Annotated in this window: 14 protein-coding genes; 2 read left to right on the top strand and 12 right to left on the bottom strand. The window is 41.8% G+C overall.

What is annotated here, in order from left to right; translation table 11 throughout:
• Positions 1-6 precede the first annotated feature (6 nt).
• A complete protein-coding gene (gene cobB / locus H5114_RS08845; protein WP_182722740.1) occupies positions 7-729 on the bottom strand; it encodes a Sir2 family NAD+-dependent deacetylase in 723 nt (240 codons plus the stop codon).
• A gap of 348 nt (positions 730-1,077) precedes the next feature.
• Here cobB and fur point away from each other — a divergent pair, with 348 nt between their 5' ends.
• Positions 1,078-1,509, top strand: coding sequence for a ferric iron uptake transcriptional regulator (fur, locus tag H5114_RS08840; protein WP_124015998.1), 432 nt, complete (start codon positions 1,078-1,080; stop codon positions 1,507-1,509).
• A 161-nt stretch (positions 1,510-1,670) separates the two neighbouring features.
• Here fur and H5114_RS08835 read toward each other — a convergent pair whose 3' ends face one another.
• The 9 genes from H5114_RS08835 to sdhC form a co-directional block, all read right to left on the bottom strand.
• Entirely contained in the window at positions 1,671-2,597 is a 927-nt protein-coding gene (locus H5114_RS08835; protein ID WP_182722739.1) for an AEC family transporter, read from the bottom strand.
• Between the two features lie 117 nt (positions 2,598-2,714).
• Complete coding sequence (gene sucD, locus H5114_RS08830; RefSeq protein ID WP_124015813.1) at positions 2,715-3,587, bottom strand: succinate--CoA ligase subunit alpha; 873 nt, start codon at positions 3,585-3,587, stop codon at positions 2,715-2,717.
• Complete coding sequence (gene sucC / locus H5114_RS08825) at positions 3,587-4,753, bottom strand: ADP-forming succinate--CoA ligase subunit beta (RefSeq protein ID WP_124015812.1); 1,167 nt, start codon at positions 4,751-4,753, stop codon at positions 3,587-3,589. Before sucC ends, sucD begins: the two co-directional genes overlap by 1 nt.
• A 75-nt stretch (positions 4,754-4,828) precedes the next feature.
• A complete protein-coding gene (gene odhB, locus H5114_RS08820) occupies positions 4,829-6,022 on the bottom strand; it encodes a 2-oxoglutarate dehydrogenase complex dihydrolipoyllysine-residue succinyltransferase (protein ID WP_124015811.1) in 1,194 nt (397 codons plus the stop codon).
• 28 nt (positions 6,023-6,050) lie between these two features.
• Entirely contained in the window at positions 6,051-8,873 is a 2,823-nt protein-coding gene (gene sucA, locus H5114_RS08815) for a 2-oxoglutarate dehydrogenase E1 component (RefSeq protein ID WP_182722738.1), read from the bottom strand.
• A gap of 203 nt (positions 8,874-9,076) precedes the next feature.
• Entirely contained in the window at positions 9,077-9,784 is a 708-nt protein-coding gene (locus tag H5114_RS08810) for a succinate dehydrogenase iron-sulfur subunit (protein WP_124015809.1), read from the bottom strand.
• A 16-nt stretch (positions 9,785-9,800) separates the two neighbouring features.
• On the bottom strand, positions 9,801-11,567 hold the full coding sequence (gene sdhA / locus H5114_RS08805) for a succinate dehydrogenase flavoprotein subunit (RefSeq protein ID WP_182722737.1): 1,767 nt from the start codon (positions 11,565-11,567) through the stop codon (positions 9,801-9,803).
• The gene (sdhD, locus tag H5114_RS08800; RefSeq protein WP_124015807.1) at positions 11,568-11,915 is read right to left on the bottom strand and encodes a succinate dehydrogenase, hydrophobic membrane anchor protein; all 348 of its coding nucleotides are present in this window, start codon (positions 11,913-11,915) and stop codon (positions 11,568-11,570) included.
• Positions 11,909-12,283 (bottom strand): succinate dehydrogenase cytochrome b556 subunit, encoded by a 375-nt coding sequence (sdhC, locus tag H5114_RS08795; protein ID WP_124015806.1) that lies wholly within the window; start codon positions 12,281-12,283, stop codon positions 11,909-11,911. Before sdhC ends, sdhD begins: the two co-directional genes overlap by 7 nt.
• Before the next feature lie 429 nt (positions 12,284-12,712).
• On the opposite strand from sdhC, the gene H5114_RS08790 reads away from it, so the two are divergent.
• Positions 12,713-13,999, top strand: a complete 1,287-nt coding sequence (locus tag H5114_RS08790) for a citrate synthase (RefSeq protein WP_124015805.1) — start codon at positions 12,713-12,715, stop codon at positions 13,997-13,999.
• A 665-nt stretch (positions 14,000-14,664) separates the two neighbouring features.
• Here H5114_RS08790 and H5114_RS08785 read toward each other — a convergent pair.
• Both H5114_RS08785 and H5114_RS08780 read right to left on the bottom strand, forming a co-directional pair.
• Positions 14,665-15,102, bottom strand: coding sequence for a hypothetical protein (locus H5114_RS08785; protein WP_182722736.1), 438 nt, complete (start codon positions 15,100-15,102; stop codon positions 14,665-14,667).
• Positions 15,089-15,871 (bottom strand): N-acetylmuramidase family protein (locus H5114_RS08780; RefSeq protein WP_182722735.1); only part of this gene is annotated, 783 nt, incomplete at its 5' end. The genes H5114_RS08780 and H5114_RS08785, both read right to left, overlap by 14 nt.

Here is a 15,871-nt window from a genome sequence, read left to right as displayed (position 1 = left end):
AACACTTTACTCACTACCAATCACCTTACCCGCTAAAATATCTGCCACTAAACTTGGTAAAATATCACCTGCTTTACCGGTAAAATGATATTGGAACTGACTGTGGCGATCAGCAGGATCGAGATTAACTTCTACCGTCTGTGCACCATGATGATTAGCGCTATCGACAAAACCGGCTGCAGGATAAACGGTACCAGAGGTGCCGATGGCTATAAACAAATCACAATTATCTAAGGCATCGTGAATTCTATCCATACCAAAGGGCATTTCGCCAAACCACACAATATGTGGTCTTAAACGCTTACCAGGAATACAACAGGTACAGCAATTGTCAGCGCCAAATGGCTCACGTAAAATAAATGTTTGTAATGATTGTGGACAGCGACCTTTAGCAAGTTCACCGTGCATATGCAGCAATCGTTTAGAGCCTGCTCGCTCATGCAAATCATCAACATTTTGGGTTATAACTAACAACTCACCCGTAAATTCGGTCTCAAGCTTGGCTAATGCTAAATGTGCAGCATTGGGAACAACATCATCACTGTGTAATTGTTGCCAGCGACTATTATAAAAACGCTCAACGAGTTCAATATCTCTGGCATAGCCTTCTGGAGTGGCAACATCTTCAATATGATGCTGTTCCCATAAGCCATGCTGATCTCTAAATGTGCTCATACCCGACTCAGCAGATATACCCGCGCCGGTTAGCACTACAATTTGCCGGTACATTGTTTATCCTTTAGTGTGATGATGTAAAATATAATGCCATATACTTTCAATACGATATCAAAAATACGCCCTTACGTTTCAAAATGTTGTGACTTGACGGCCTAAAAAGCCATTTTATCGATAATATAATCATATCGAATTAGCCAAATGGCACAATAATCCCTTAGTATAAGTAAGTTTATTGAGAGATTAGTAACAAATAATATCAACTTCAGCGAGTGTTTTGCTAAATATGCTCCATATAGGTTGATTAAGCACCTTAAGAGGTTTATGTTTTTAAACTCAAGACATATAATGATTAGAATATCCACCGATGAACCGATTGGTTCTGCAATCAAGAGATTAGCAATGACAGATGGAAATCAAGCGCTCAAAAAAGCCGGATTAAAAATAACCCTGCCGCGAGTTAAAATTCTAGAACTGATGCAAGAACCAAATAATCAGCATATCAGTGCAGAAGACTTATACAAAAAGTTACTCGAAATTGGTGAGGAAATTGGCCTTGCTACTGTGTATAGAGTATTAAACCAGTTTGATGATGCTGGTATTCTTAATCGTCATCATTTTGAAAGTGGCAAAGCGGTGTTTGAATTATCGACTCAACAACACCACGACCATTTGGTTTGTCTGACCTGTGATAAAGTCATTGAGTTTTCTGATGATGTAATTGAGCGTCGTCAAGACGAAATCGCCATGCGTCATAACATCAAGTTAACTCACCATAGCTTGTACCTTTATGGTCGTTGCACCAACGACACATGTGATCACGCTGACGAATAGTCTATATGTGGGCAACAAATAAACCAGCAAATTTGCTGGTTTTTTATTGCTTGAAATTTATCATCTGCATCTCTTTTTGGGGTAAAAAGTATAGAACAGGGAGTCGTGCATAGCACACAAGTGCGGATGGCATTGTAAAAAGTCTTATTAAATAAATACGGTTAAATTAACAGTGTTAACCATAGACTGAAACTCAGCACAGATAACAAGGTCGATAATACCACTGTGCTGCCCAAGGTTGATTCATGCTGTTTAAGCTCTGTAGCAATTAAATAAGCATTAACACCTAATGGCGAGGCGCTAAGTAACACTAACATGGCCGTATTTTGTAATGTTAACTGAAACACAAAATGCGCCATCACATACACTAATGCGGGTAACAAGATAATTTTCAAACTACTTGCCACTAATGCTAAACGCCAATGATCGCCAATCCGATAGAAACTTAAATTAGCGCCTAGAACAAATAATGCACAGGCTAATGCCGGTTTTGCGAGTAATGCTAGCCCTGCACTAAGCTGTTCCCCCAAGTTAATACTTATCGCATTAGCTAAAATGCCCAAGCTAATGCTCATCACCACCGGATTGAGTAGCATAGAGCGAGTAAATCGACGCCACGAAAAGCCTTGTTCTTGCGCGCGTGCCGCTAAGATAAATGTCAACGCAAACAAGGTAGCACTGTGAAAAGTAATGATCATAAATACCTGCCCGATCATCGTGTCGCCCAAGGCGGCAGTAATGATCGGTAATCCGACCAATACAGTATTAGAATAACTGCTGCCTAGGGCAAAAACGGCACTGGCATCTCGGCTTTGTTGCGCTACGGGACTACAATATCGATTAATTTGATAACCAATGGAAAATACCACCACGACCGGTATATAAAAAGCCAGCAACGCAAGTGGATCAATACTTTGTGCCAGTGGCGCAGCTAACATATTGATAAATAAAAATGCCGGAATGCTGACATAAAAAGTGAATTTGCTGATGCCTGCAATATGTTCTTGAGTAAAAAAGCCCACTCGGGTTAAGCCATAGCCTAGGGTGACCATAAACATTAACGGGAAAATAATACTCACTATATGCATAACAACCTTACTAACGCTGAGGTAACCTAAACTTATAATACGTGATAACAATCTCAACCGTACTGAGAAAAAAGCAATAAAAAAGGCGCCTAAGCGCCTTTTTAAGCCGAGTAAATATTACCAGCCAGTACGAATACGTAATGCTTTACCGATGTCAGCTAAAGAGCGAACAGTCGTAACACCAGCAGCTTCTAGAGCAGCAAATTTATCAGCAGCAGTACCTTTACCACCAGCGATAATTGCGCCAGCATGACCCATACGCTTACCTTCTGGTGCAGTAACACCAGCAATGTAAGACACAACAGGCTTAGTTACATGTGCTTTGATATATTCAGCCGCTTCTTCTTCAGCGTTACCACCGATTTCACCGATCATTACAATCGCTTCAGTCTGTGGATCGTTTTGGAACATTTCCAATACGTCGATGAAGTTAGTACCAGGAATTGGGTCACCACCGATACCTACACAAGTAGATTGGCCGAAACCTTCGTCAGTCGTTTGCTTAACCGCTTCGTACGTTAATGTACCAGAGCGAGAAACAATACCAACTTTACCTGGCTTGTGAATGTGACCAGGCATAATACCAATCTTACATTCACCAGGAGTGATTACGCCTGGGCAGTTAGGACCGATCATGCGAACGCCAGTTTCTTCAAGCTTCACTTTCACTTGCAGCATATCAAGTGTAGGAATACCTTCAGTGATACAAACGATTAGCTGAATGCCAGCATCGATTGCTTCAAGAATTGCATCTTTACAAAATGGTGCAGGAACGTAGATAACAGATGCTGTTGCACCAGTTTGTGCTACTGCATCTTTAACTGTGTTAAATACTGGAAGACCAAGGTGAACTTGACCACCTTTTCCAGGAGAAACACCGCCAACCATTTGCGTGCCATAAGCAATCGCCTGCTCAGAGTGAAAAGTACCCTGACCACCAGTGAAACCTTGACAGATCACCTTGGTATCTTTGTTAATTAAAACAGACATTATTTGCCCTCCGCAGCTTTAACAACTTGCTCAGCCGCGTCAGTTAGACTTGTTGCCGCGATGATATCAAGACCAGACTTAGCCAATACTTCACGACCTAATTCGGCGTTAGTACCTTCAAGACGAACAACTACTGGCACTTTAACGCCAACTTCTTTAACTGCACCGATAATACCTTCAGCGATCATATCGCAACGTACGATACCACCGAAGATGTTAACCAATACCGCTTTAACATTGCTGTCAGAAAGAATGATTTTAAAGGCTTCAGCAACACGTTCTTTAGTTGCTCCACCGCCAACGTCTAAGAAGTTAGCTGGTTTGCCGCCGTGTAGGTTTACGATGTCCATTGTACCCATTGCTAGGCCTGCACCGTTCACCATACAACCTACGTTACCGTCTAAAGCAACATAGTTTAATTCAAATTTAGCAGCATGTGCTTCACGAGCATCATCTTGTGATGGGTCATGCATCGCTTTGATTTTTGGCTGGCGATATAATGCGTTGCCATCAATACCAATTTTGCCATCTAAACAGTGAAGGTTGCCTTCAGTAGTGATAACAAGTGGATTGATTTCTAATAATGCAAAATCATGGTCGTTAAACATGTTCGCAAGACCCATAAAGATCTTAGTGAACTGCTTCATTTGTGTTGGGTTTAAACCTAACTTGAAGCCAAGATCGCGAGCTTGGAAAGCTTGCGGACCCGTTAACGGATCGATGATTGCTGTATGAATAAGTTCTGGCGTTTCTTCAGCCACTTTTTCAATTTCAACACCACCTTCAGTCGACGCCATGAACACAACGCGACGAGTGCTACGGTCAACAACTGCACCTAAGTACAATTCGTTGGCGATATCAGTACAGCTTTCAACTAGAATTTTAGCAACTGGCTGACCTTTAGCATCAGTCTGGTACGTTACTAAGTTCTTGCCTAACCAGTTTTCAGCGAATGCTCTGATTTCGTCTTTACTACCGGTAACTTTAACGCCACCTGCTTTACCACGGCCGCCTGCGTGTACTTGACACTTAACAACCCATAAATTTCCGCCAATGTGGCCAGCTGCTTCAACTGCTTCTTGAGCAGTATCACATGCAAAGCCTTCAGAGACTGGTAAACCATATTCGGCAAATAAAGATTTTGCCTGATACTCATGCAAATTCATGATGATCTATCCATATACTTCTAATCAAATCCAACTGGCTCAATATGAGCCAGCGACGAGGGTTTATCTACTGACTTATAGATCAAGCAGCAGACGAGTTGGATCTTCTAAGAAGTCTTTAATCGCAACTAAGAAGCCAACTGACTCACGACCATCAACAATACGATGATCGTAAGAGAGTGCTAGGTACATCATAGGCAGGATTTCAACCTGACCATTTACTGCCATTGGGCGATCTTTAATAGCATGCATGCCTAAGATTGCGCTTTGTGGCAGGTTCAAAATTGGAGTCGACATTAACGAACCAAACACACCACCGTTGGTGACTGTGAAGTTACCGCCAGTCATATCTGCAACAGATAGCTTTCCGTCACGGCCTTTGATAGCCAATTCACGAACTGCTTTTTCAATTTCAGCAAGACTCATGGTATCGGTATCACGTAATACTGGTGTTACCAGACCACGAGGTGTCGATACTGCAATGCTGATATCAAAATAGTTGTGATACACAATATCATCACCGTCAATAGACGCATTCACTTCTGGAAAACGCTTTAACGCTTCTGTTACTGCTTTGATATAGAAAGACATAAAGCCTAAACGAATACCATGGCGTTTTTCAAAAATGTCTTGATACTGTTTACGAATATCCATGATTGGCTTCATGTTGACTTCGTTAAACGTGGTCAACATTGCCGTTGAATTTTTCGCTTCTAAAAGACGTTTAGCAATGGTTTTACGAAGACGTGACATTGGAACACGCTTCTCACTACGACCTTCAAGTGGTGCAACAGGTGCAGCTGGCGCGGTTTTAGCTGGTGCAGACTTAAGAAATGCATCAACATCATCCTTAGTCACACGTCCGCCAACACCAGAACCTTTAATTTTGCTGGCATCAAGATTGTGCTCTGCAATCACACGACGTACTGAAGGACTCAATGCATCGTTAGATTCATCAGTAGCCGCTTCGGTAGATGCCGCAGCAGAAGGCGCTGACGCTTCAGCTTTAGTCACTTCTTGGCCAGAAACTGCACCAGCGACAAAATTAGCAATCACTTGCTCGCCTAAAACGGTGTCACCTTCTTGGAATAACAATTCAGAGATTGAACCGTCTTCAGGTGCAACCACTTCTAAAACAACTTTATCAGTCTCGATATCAACTAAGTTTTGATCACGAGTCACCTGCTCACCAGGTTTAACATGCCAAGTAGCAATAGTTGCATCAGCAACAGATTCTGGTAATACGGGTACCTTAATTTCGATACTCATGGAAAGCTTCCCTTATATAAATTATCTATTACGACAGTTTTAATGCGCTATTAACTAATGATTCTTGCTGCTGTACGTGCAAGCCAGGATAACCACATGCTGGTGCAGCAGACGCTTCACGACCGGCATAAGTTAATTGACCACCTGCAGGAATATTAGCCCAGAAATGATGCTGACTACAGTACCATGCACCTTGGTTTTGCGGTTCTTCCTGACACCAAACAAAATCAGTAACATGTTGATAAGTTTCTAATGCTGCACGAAGTTCCACATCAGGGAACGGATACAACTGCTCAACACGCACGATGGCAACGTTAGTGACATTCTCTTTGCGACGTTTTTCAAGTAACTCGAAATACACCTTGCCACTACAGAATACAACACGGTCAACTTTACTTGCGTCTAAGGTATCAACCTCACCGATGATATTTTGGAAAGTACCTTCAGCAAGCTCTTCTAAGCTAGACACAGCTAATGGATGACGCAATAAAGATTTAGGCGACATTACCACTAATGGACGACGCATCGGACGAACAACTTGACGACGCAGCATGTGATAAACTTGCGCCGGAGTTGATGGCACACACACTTGCATATTGTGGTTAGCACATAGTTGCAAGAAGCGCTCTAAACGGGCACTTGAATGCTCAGGGCCTTGACCTTCGTAACCATGAGGTAGCAGCATAGTGAGACCACATAAACGGCCCCATTTTTGCTCTCCAGATGATAAGAATTGATCAATTACCACTTGGGCACAGTTAACGAAATCGCCAAACTGCGCTTCCCAAATGGTTAAACCACCTGGTTCAGCTGTGGCGTAACCGTATTCAAATGCCAACACTGAAGCTTCAGACAATACCGAGTCAATAATATCAATTGGCCCTTGCTCATCTGCCACATTACGCAAAGGTAAATAGGTAGTGCCGTCTTTTTGGCTATGCAATACCGCATGACGATGGAAGAATGTGCCACGACCAGAGTCTTGACCGGTAATCCGCACACGCTTGTTGTCTTCAAGGATAGAAGCATAAGCTAGCGTTTCTGCGAACCCCCAATCAAGTAACTTCTCGCCTTTTGCCATCGCAGTTCTGTCGCCATAAATTTTGGCAACGCGAGATTGCAGCGGATGATTATCAGGAATATCGACTAACTTATTGGCTAAGTTTTGTAGACGGTCCATCGACATCGCACCGGTATAATCTTCATCCCATTCGCGATTAAGATAAGGCGTCCAATCAACCGTATGCAGCGTCATTGGACGCCACTCTTTAACAACACAATCACCGGCATCTAATGCATCACGATAATGATTAATCAAACCAGTCACTTCATCGGCTGGAATACTATTTTCAGCGATTAACTTATCTGCATAGATTTTACGTGGCGTTGGATGTTTTTTGATTTTAGCGTACATTAGCGGTTGTGTAGCACTAGGCTCATCAGCTTCGTTATGGCCATGACGGCGATAACACACTAAATCAATAACCACATCGCGTTTAAACTCATTACGATAATCAACTGCAAGTTGCGAAATAAACGCCACCGCTTCTGGATCGTCAGAGTTGACATGGAAAATTGGCGCCTGAACCATCTTAGCGATATCAGTACAATATTCGGTTGAACGAGTGTCGGCATGGTTAGATGTGGTAAAACCAACTTGGTTATTGACCACAATCCGAATGCTACCACCAATGGTAAAACCACGTGTTTGAGACATGTTAAACGTCTCTTGCACAATTCCTTGACCCGTTATAGCAGAGTCACCATGAATAGTAATTGGCATCACTTGCAGGCCATCTTTACAACCACGACGATCTTGACGAGCGCGAACTGAACCAATAACCACTGGATTAACGATCTCTAAGTGAGATGGGTTAAAGGCTAACGCTAAATGGACATTACCACCTGGCGTTTCAAAATCTGATGAGAAACCCTGATGATATTTAACATCACCTGAACCATGGGTATCAGCGTGTTTACCAGCAAATTCGTCAAACAATTCAGCAGGACGTTTACCTAACACGTTAATAAGCAGGTTTAAACGACCACGGTGAGCCATGCCAACAACGATTTCTTTGGTACCCGCTTCACCGGCACGGTAAATGATTTCACGCATCATAGGAACGAGCGAATCACCACCTTCTAGGGAGAAACGTTTAGCTCCAGGGAATTTAGCACCAAGGTATTTTTCGATACCTTCTGCAGCATTCAACCCTTCAAGAATACGCTTTTTAACATCGTTACCGTATTGGGCTTTACCTAATGTCGGTTCAAGACGTTGTTGGATCCAACGTTTTTCATCGGTATCAGTAATATGCATGTATTCAGCACCAATAGAGCCACAGTAGGTGCTCTTTAATGCATGAATAATGTCAGCAAGCTTCATGGTTTCACCGCCGAGGGCGAATGAACCAGTATTAAACTGACGCTGCATGTCTTCTACAGTTAAGCCGTGATAAGCAGGATCTAACTCCTGAACAACCTCACGCTTCCACAATCCTAATGGATCTAAATTGGCATTTTGATGGCCACGGAAACGATGGGCATTGATCAATTGCAGGACTTTAACTTGCTTCGCGTCTAGCTCTGGATCGGTTACGCTGTTTGCGTTTTTAAAACGACCTTCTAGGGCTAAGCTACGGAAATAGTCACGGACTTTAGAGTGGGCTGTTTCGGGTACGTCTACTGAAGCACCGTTAACGGGAGGGAGATTATCAAAAACAAGCTGCCAATCAGCAGTAACTGATTGCGGATCTTCTTGATAGGCTTCATACATCTCTTCTACGTAGGTCGAGTTCGAACCACTTAAATACGACGACTCGAGCCAAGCTTTCATGATGCCTTGGTGCATTGTTATTCCTTTCAAACTTGATACACGTGCTAGCCATAAACATAACAGTGAGTAACATAAGTTACATCACACGTAGACTGAAACTATCTTAAAAAACCTAATTTCAGGAGGTATTGCATAAACACACAAAAGAGCCATCCCCGTTATTGGAGATGACTCTTAATAGAGCTAATAAGTCAGACTATTTTGCTCTTCTTGGTGCATTAAACTGCCCGCTTTAGCAGCATCGACTTAATATGACCAATCGCTTTCGTTGGGTTTAATCCTTTAGGACAAACATCAACACAGTTCATGATGCCATGACAACGGAACACACTGTACGCATCATCTAGATCAGATAAACGCTCTTCAGTTGCCGTGTCGCGGCTGTCAATTAAGAAACGATAAGCATGTAATAAGCCACTTGGTCCGATAAATTTATCCGGATTCCACCAGAATGATGGACAAGCAGTTGAACAACATGCGCACAAGATACATTCGTATAAACCATCTAAATGAGCGCGCTCTTCAGGTGATTGTAAATGTTCGCGAACAGGTGCCTTTTCATCATTAATCAGGAAAGGCTTAATTTTTTCATATTGCTTGTAGAACTGAGTCAAGTCGACGACTAAATCTCGAACTACTGGCATGCCTGGTAATGGACGGACTTCAATTTTCTTCCCTTTAAAGGTTGAAATTGGTGTAATACACGCCAATCCATTTTTACCATTCATGTTAACACCGTCAGAACCACACACACCTTCACGGCATGAACGACGGAACGCAAGCGTTGGGTCTTGTTCTTTCAGTTTAATTAACGCATCTAACACCATCATATCAGAGCCATCTGGCACTTCTAGGGTGTAATCCTTCATATAAGGCTTGGTATCTACATCAGGATTATAACGATACAATGCAAATGTTAATTTCATCTTTTGCAACTCCTGCCTAATAGGTACGTTTTACTGGTGGAAACGCATCGCGCAATTTAGGTGTCATGTTGACATCACGTTTACTCATAGCGGTAGTGACTGGGTCAAATATGCTATGACATAACCAATTGTCATCATCACGATCTAAATAATCTTCACGAGAATGCGCACCACGGCTTTCAGTACGGAAGTTAGCTGCATAAGCCGTTGCCAGCGCGGTGGCCATCAAGTTGTCTAATTCTAAGCACTCAATACGTTGAGTGTTAAATTCTGTTGAACTATCAGATAACTTGGCATTTTCAAGACGCTTTTGAATTGCTTGAAGTTGTTCTAAACCTTCTGCCATGGCTTCGCCACTGCGGAAAACAGAGAAATTTAACTGCATGCACAATTGAAGGTCTTTACGGATAACCGAAGGATCTTCACCGTCTTTGTTGCTTTCCCAACGATTAAGACGTGTAAGTGATGCACTTATTTCTTCGTCTGTCGCCGCTTTAGGCTCAGGCGTTTCGTCTAACGCTTTACCTAAATGCTGACCGGCAGCACGTCCAAACACCACTAAATCAAGTAGTGAGTTACCACCTAAACGGTTTGCACCATGTACTGATACGCAGGCAATCTCACCCACAGCAAACAAACCTAATACATCTTGCTCGGTGCCATCGTTATTCTGGCGAATAACTTGTCCACTCACTTTAGTCGGTAAACCGCCCATCATGTAATGACAAGTCGGGATCACAGGAATTGGACCATCAGCTGGATCAATGTGAGCAAAAGTACGGGATAATTCACATACACCAGGAAGACGTGCTTCAAGGGTTTCTTTACCTAAATGATCAAGTTTAAGCAACAAATGCGGACCTAATGGACCGTCTAAACCACGACCTTCACGAATTTCAGTCATCATTGAACGTGCTACCACGTCACGAGATGCCAAATCTTTCGCATTAGGAGCATAGCGTTCCATGAAACGTTCGCCATCTTTATTTAAAAGATATCCACCTTCACCACGACAACCCTCAGTCACCAATGTGCCTGCACCAGCAATACCCGTAGGGTGGAACTGCCACATTTCCATATCTTGTAACTGAACACCAGCGCGAGCTGCAATACCAACGCCGTCACCGGTATTGATATGAGCATTGGTGGTAGACGCGTAAATACGCCCTGCACCGCCGGTGGCTAAAATAGTGGCTTTGGCTTTGAAATAAACAATATCACCGGTTTCGATTTCAATCGCAGTACAACCGACAACAACATCATCTTCATTTTTAACCAAATCTAAGGCATACCACTCAGAATAAACGTCAGTTTTATGTTTAACGTTTTGTTGATATAAACAATGAAGCAGTGCATGGCCTGTTCTGTCAGCAGCAGCGGCAGTTCGAGCGGCTTGCTCGCCACCAAAGTTTCTAGACTGACCACCAAACGGACGTTGGTAAATGGTGCCGTTTTCAAAACGAGAGAAAGGTAAACCCATTTGCTCAAGTTCGATGATGGCTTCAGGACCTGTTTTACACATAAATTCGATGGCTTCTTGGTCACCGATAAAATCGGAACCTTTGACCGTGTCATACATGTGTTGTTCCCAATGATCTTCGTGTGCATTACCTAATGCTACGGTGATACCACCTTGAGCAGAAACGGTATGTGAACGAGTAGGGAATACTTTAGATAACAGCGCGCAGCTCTTACCTTCTTTAGAAATCTGTAATGCTGCTCGCATACCTGCGCCACCGGCGCCGATCACAATTGCATCAAATTCGCGTACTGGAATACTCACTTAAACACCCCACACTATTACTATGCCTGAAGCTAAATAACTCAATGCGATAACAACAAAAGTAAACTGTAGTACACCACGCAACGCTGTATTTTTGACATAATCAGTCAACACTTGCCATACACCAATCCAAGCATGGATAAGCAAAGCAACCAACGTTATAAGAGTAAAGACTTTCATTGGAAGTGAACTGAATAAGCCACTCCAAATTTCGAAAGTTAACGGGGCACTACACGCGATAAAACCTACTAAGAAAATAGTATAACAAGCGAGGATCACTGCACTTGCGCGTAATAGAATATAGTCATGAACACCACTACGTCCAAAACTTGCTGCATTTGTTACCATACCCAAATCCCCGCTATGATTGATAGAACCGCTGCTAAAGCAAACGTAGCTTTAGCCGATGCTGTACCCGAAGCTAACTCTTCCCAGCGACCAGTATCCATAATCAAATGACGAATGCCACCTAACAAGTGATAACCTAACGCGGTTAGAATGCCCCAAAGGATGAACTTCATCACGAAACCATCGAACAAGGATTGTACGCTAGCGAACCCTTCTGCTGATGTTAAAGTCGAATTTAACAACCATAGAAGAATACCAATAGCAAATAGCATGATAACACCGGAAACACGGTGTAGGATTGACGCGATCGCTGTTGCAGGAAAGCGAATCGTCTGCAGGTCTAGATGGACAGGTCTTTGCTTTTTCACGTTCTGCTCACTCAGCTCCGTCGAGCATTATTTTTGTTATATATCTGTTATTTGTTTAACCACTAACGCTAACACTTAGCTTACGTTTTAAAACAAATAACAGATCACTCTAAAACATCTAATCAGTTGAGAAACCACTATTTAGTGCGTAAATTAATCGTTTCTAAACTGTGACGTTAGTCTCCCTTAGGGACGCAGGCAAGTATACTCGCGGGAATTGTCAAATACAAACATCACATTATGCAAAATAAGTTTTTTTACTGTTTTTTTAATTTAATTCAAGCCTAGAGCGGTTTACAGCAGACATATACCTTGGTCTAACGAATTTAAACGCTTATTTAAATTGATCTGTGATCCCGATCCACTGTAAAGTAATGACCGCTTAACATGCCGCACTCATATAGAAGAATGAAGTAAGGAGAACGGGGTATGGCTGATAATATAGCCAAATTAGAGTTACCAGGAAACGATTCAATCGACCTACCTATTAAGAAAGGTACTGAAGGTTTTGACGTTATCGACATCAGTACACTTGGAAAAAAAGGGTATTTCACCTTCGATCCAGGCTTTTTAGCTACTGCATCTTGTGAGTCAGCAATTACTTATATCGACGGTGAGCAAGGTATCTTGTTGCATCGTGGTTATCCAATTGACCAACTTGCTACTGAATCGACATACTTAGATTTATGCTACTTGCTATTGTATGGTGAATTACCGTCTAAAGCTGATTACGAACAATTTGTTTCCACAGTGAAAGAACACACTATGGTTCACGAGCAAATTGCATTCTTTTTCAGAGGTTTCCGCCGTGACGCACACCCAATGGCAATGCTATGTGGTGTAACGGGTGCATTATCTGCTTTCTATCAAGATTCTCTTGATGTTAACAATCCAAAGCATCGTGAAATTGCAGCTTACCGCTTAGTGTCGAAAATGCCGACAATCGCAGCGATGTGCTACAAGTACTCAATGGGGCAACCTTTTGTCTACCCACGTAACGATTTAAGTTACGCAGGTAACTTCTTGTCGATGATGTTTGCTACTCCTTGTGAAGAGTACAAAGTCAACCCAGTTGTTGAAAAAGCGATGGACCGTATTTTTGTATTACATGCTGATCACGAGCAAAATGCATCTACATCTACTGTTCGTTTAGCCGGTTCTTCAGGCGCTAATCCATTTGCATGTATTGCAGCGGGTATTGCTTCGTTGTGGGGCCCAGCTCATGGTGGTGCTAACGAAGCTTGCTTAGAAATGTTAGAAGAAATCGGCAGCGTTGATCGTATTCCTGAGTTTATCGAGAAAGCGAAAGACAAAAACGACCCATTCCGTCTAATGGGCTTTGGCCATCGTGTTTATAAGAACTTCGACCCTCGCGCTAAAGTGATGCGTGAAACCTGTCATGAAGTGCTTAAAGAACTGAAAGTGGTTGATCCATTATTAGACGTGGCAATGGAACTTGAGCGTATCGCTCTTGAAGATGAGTACTTCATCTCTAAGAAGCTATACCCGAACGTTGATTTCTACTCTGGTATCATCATGAAAGCCATTGGTATCCCTAACGATATGTTCACAGTGCTATTTGCATTGTCTCGTACTGTTGGTTGGATTTCACATTGGAAAGAAATGTTAGATCAACCAGGCCATAAAATCAGCCGTCCTCGCCAGTTATACACTGGTGAGTCTGCGCGTGATTTTGTGAGCGTTGATAAGCGTTAATCATCTGATTAACCAAACAGAAAAAAGCGCCGAAAGGCGCTTTTTTGTTACCTAGATTTAAACATCAGCAACTATTGAACGCATTGTATAAATCAACACTAAACACCTTCTGCCTTCTCAAGATTTATAATCTGTTAGAAGCTATATATTACAAGTGTTAACAGATTAAAGTCGTATTACCGTAATCAGTTTGAGTTGGTGGTAATTAAACTCAAATTAGTCTTTGCTGATGACTCTATTACAATCCGGATCACCTGTGTGCAAGCTAAGAGGTACTAAACCTCTCCAAGGACCCATATTAACGGCTTTTTTTACACAATAGCTCCAGCTTTTAGGAGCATTAATTAAGTTTTTTGGCACTGTTGAACTGCAACATTAATTGTTAAGTTGTGATCATCTATATCAATTGAATTATTCCACCTCGGACCTGCTGCGTTGGTGAAAGATATAACAATGACAAAGCAAACAAAAATGTTTTCCCCATGTCAAAGTCTCTTCTGAAGAAACTCTTTTTTGAGAAATATAAACTGTAAAAGAAAGCATAGGCGAAGGTATGAATGAGCCTGTTCAGCAAAATAGACCTGCTTTTCTAATTCATCATCTTGGTACATTTATTCCACTTTAATCACTTTGATTTTAGCAAGATAATGAACATTTTTAATTTACTAGAAATCTTCAACAGAGCCTAACTTACTAAAACCTGAATCATCACAAAGCCAATATTCTTTTTTACCAATTTTTTGTATTGTTACTGATGTTTCTTTAGTAATCATATTAAGTTCTTCGCTGTAGTAGTCACTCACGATGACTTCACTATCGCCGTGTGTAAAAGTCATACTGTGCTCAGTGACTAAAGAGCGGTGGAAGCTCGATTTACTCACATCACTAATTAGCTCTGCATTAGCAAGCTTTGAACTTGCAATGTTAAATTGCTCTAATTTAAACGTGTTATCCATTTTACTAATAACAACATCAATCGATTTGGGCTGCTCAGCGTGGCATTTAAATATAATCTCTGCCTCATCATGCTGAGAGGCACTACACGATGCAACTAAAAATAAGGGTAAAACCCACAAAGCGTTAGAGAGTTTACTTTTTGTCATATTTTTCAAATGCCTTCTGTAATTTAACATCATACTTATTCTGTTCGTACTGCGACCCGTTATAACCTTTAGCAAATGAAGCCCAGTCTAGCGTTATTAGGTACTTTTCTAGCCCTTTATTCTTTACAAAGCTAACGAAAGCATCAAGCTGTTTTCTTTCTGAGCTGAACATTGCTTTAACAAATGCTTCTACGCTAGTAAAACCTGACTCACTATAATTAAAGCCCATAATTTGAAAGCGCCCCCATGAAGTCGACTTCAAAGCCTCTGAAGAATCTAACGTCATGGCAATTTCAAGCCTTGCATACTCCTGGGAGCCACCGTTATATAAGCTTCGATTCCAAGTTCTGCTGGATACAGATGGGTTACTCTGATCATACTTGTGATTTGTCAAATGAGAAAAAATATGGGCTTCATATAAAATTTTTGGCTTTCCGTTTGAAAAAAATGCATCACCAGAAGACTCAACGTCCGCAACAGCTTTGACTGCAGCGACTTTACAGCCAAGTTGATTCGCAATATCTAGATAATCAGACTCTGATAATGTTGGAATATCAATAGATGCTATCGGTAACTTATAGTTAAACTTGCTTGATACGGCTATTAACTTTTCATTTATCTTTCGATGAGTTCGACCATTAGCGTCAATTTTGCCATCTGGACGTAGCATATTAAGTACTTTGCTTTGAAATAACTTAATCGCTGCAACGGTTTTAGAGCTTTCAGGGCTAGAGCCTAAACGGCCATCAACAATTAATGATTTTGTAGG

The sequence above is a fragment of the Shewanella sp. SR43-8 genome (assembly GCF_014163775.1).
In the GTDB taxonomy this organism is placed as follows: Bacteria; Pseudomonadota; Gammaproteobacteria; order Enterobacterales; family Shewanellaceae; genus Shewanella; species Shewanella vesiculosa.
This window is presented reverse-complemented; position numbering and strand designations above follow the sequence as displayed.

Coding starts and splice junctions, on each gene's coding strand:
- odhB (WP_124015811.1), bottom strand. CDS start 6,022: ATGAGTATCGAAATTAAGGTACCCGTATTACCAGAATCTGTTGCTGAT.
- sdhD (WP_124015807.1), bottom strand. CDS start 11,915: ATGGTAACAAATGCAGCAAGTTTTGGACGTAGTGGTGTTCATGACTAT.
- H5114_RS08835 (WP_182722739.1), bottom strand. CDS start 2,597: ATGCATATAGTGAGTATTATTTTCCCGTTAATGTTTATGGTCACCCTA.
- H5114_RS08810 (WP_124015809.1), bottom strand. CDS start 9,784: ATGAAATTAACATTTGCATTGTATCGTTATAATCCTGATGTAGATACC.
- H5114_RS08790 (WP_124015805.1), top strand. CDS start 12,713: ATGGCTGATAATATAGCCAAATTAGAGTTACCAGGAAACGATTCAATC.
- fur (WP_124015998.1), top strand. CDS start 1,078: ATGACAGATGGAAATCAAGCGCTCAAAAAAGCCGGATTAAAAATAACC.
- sucD (WP_124015813.1), bottom strand. CDS start 3,587: ATGTCTGTTTTAATTAACAAAGATACCAAGGTGATCTGTCAAGGTTTC.
- H5114_RS08785 (WP_182722736.1), bottom strand. CDS start 15,102: ATGACAAAAAGTAAACTCTCTAACGCTTTGTGGGTTTTACCCTTATTT.
- sucA (WP_182722738.1), bottom strand. CDS start 8,873: ATGCACCAAGGCATCATGAAAGCTTGGCTCGAGTCGTCGTATTTAAGT.
- cobB (WP_182722740.1), bottom strand. CDS start 729: ATGTACCGGCAAATTGTAGTGCTAACCGGCGCGGGTATATCTGCTGAG.
- sucC (WP_124015812.1), bottom strand. CDS start 4,753: ATGAATTTGCATGAGTATCAGGCAAAATCTTTATTTGCCGAATATGGT.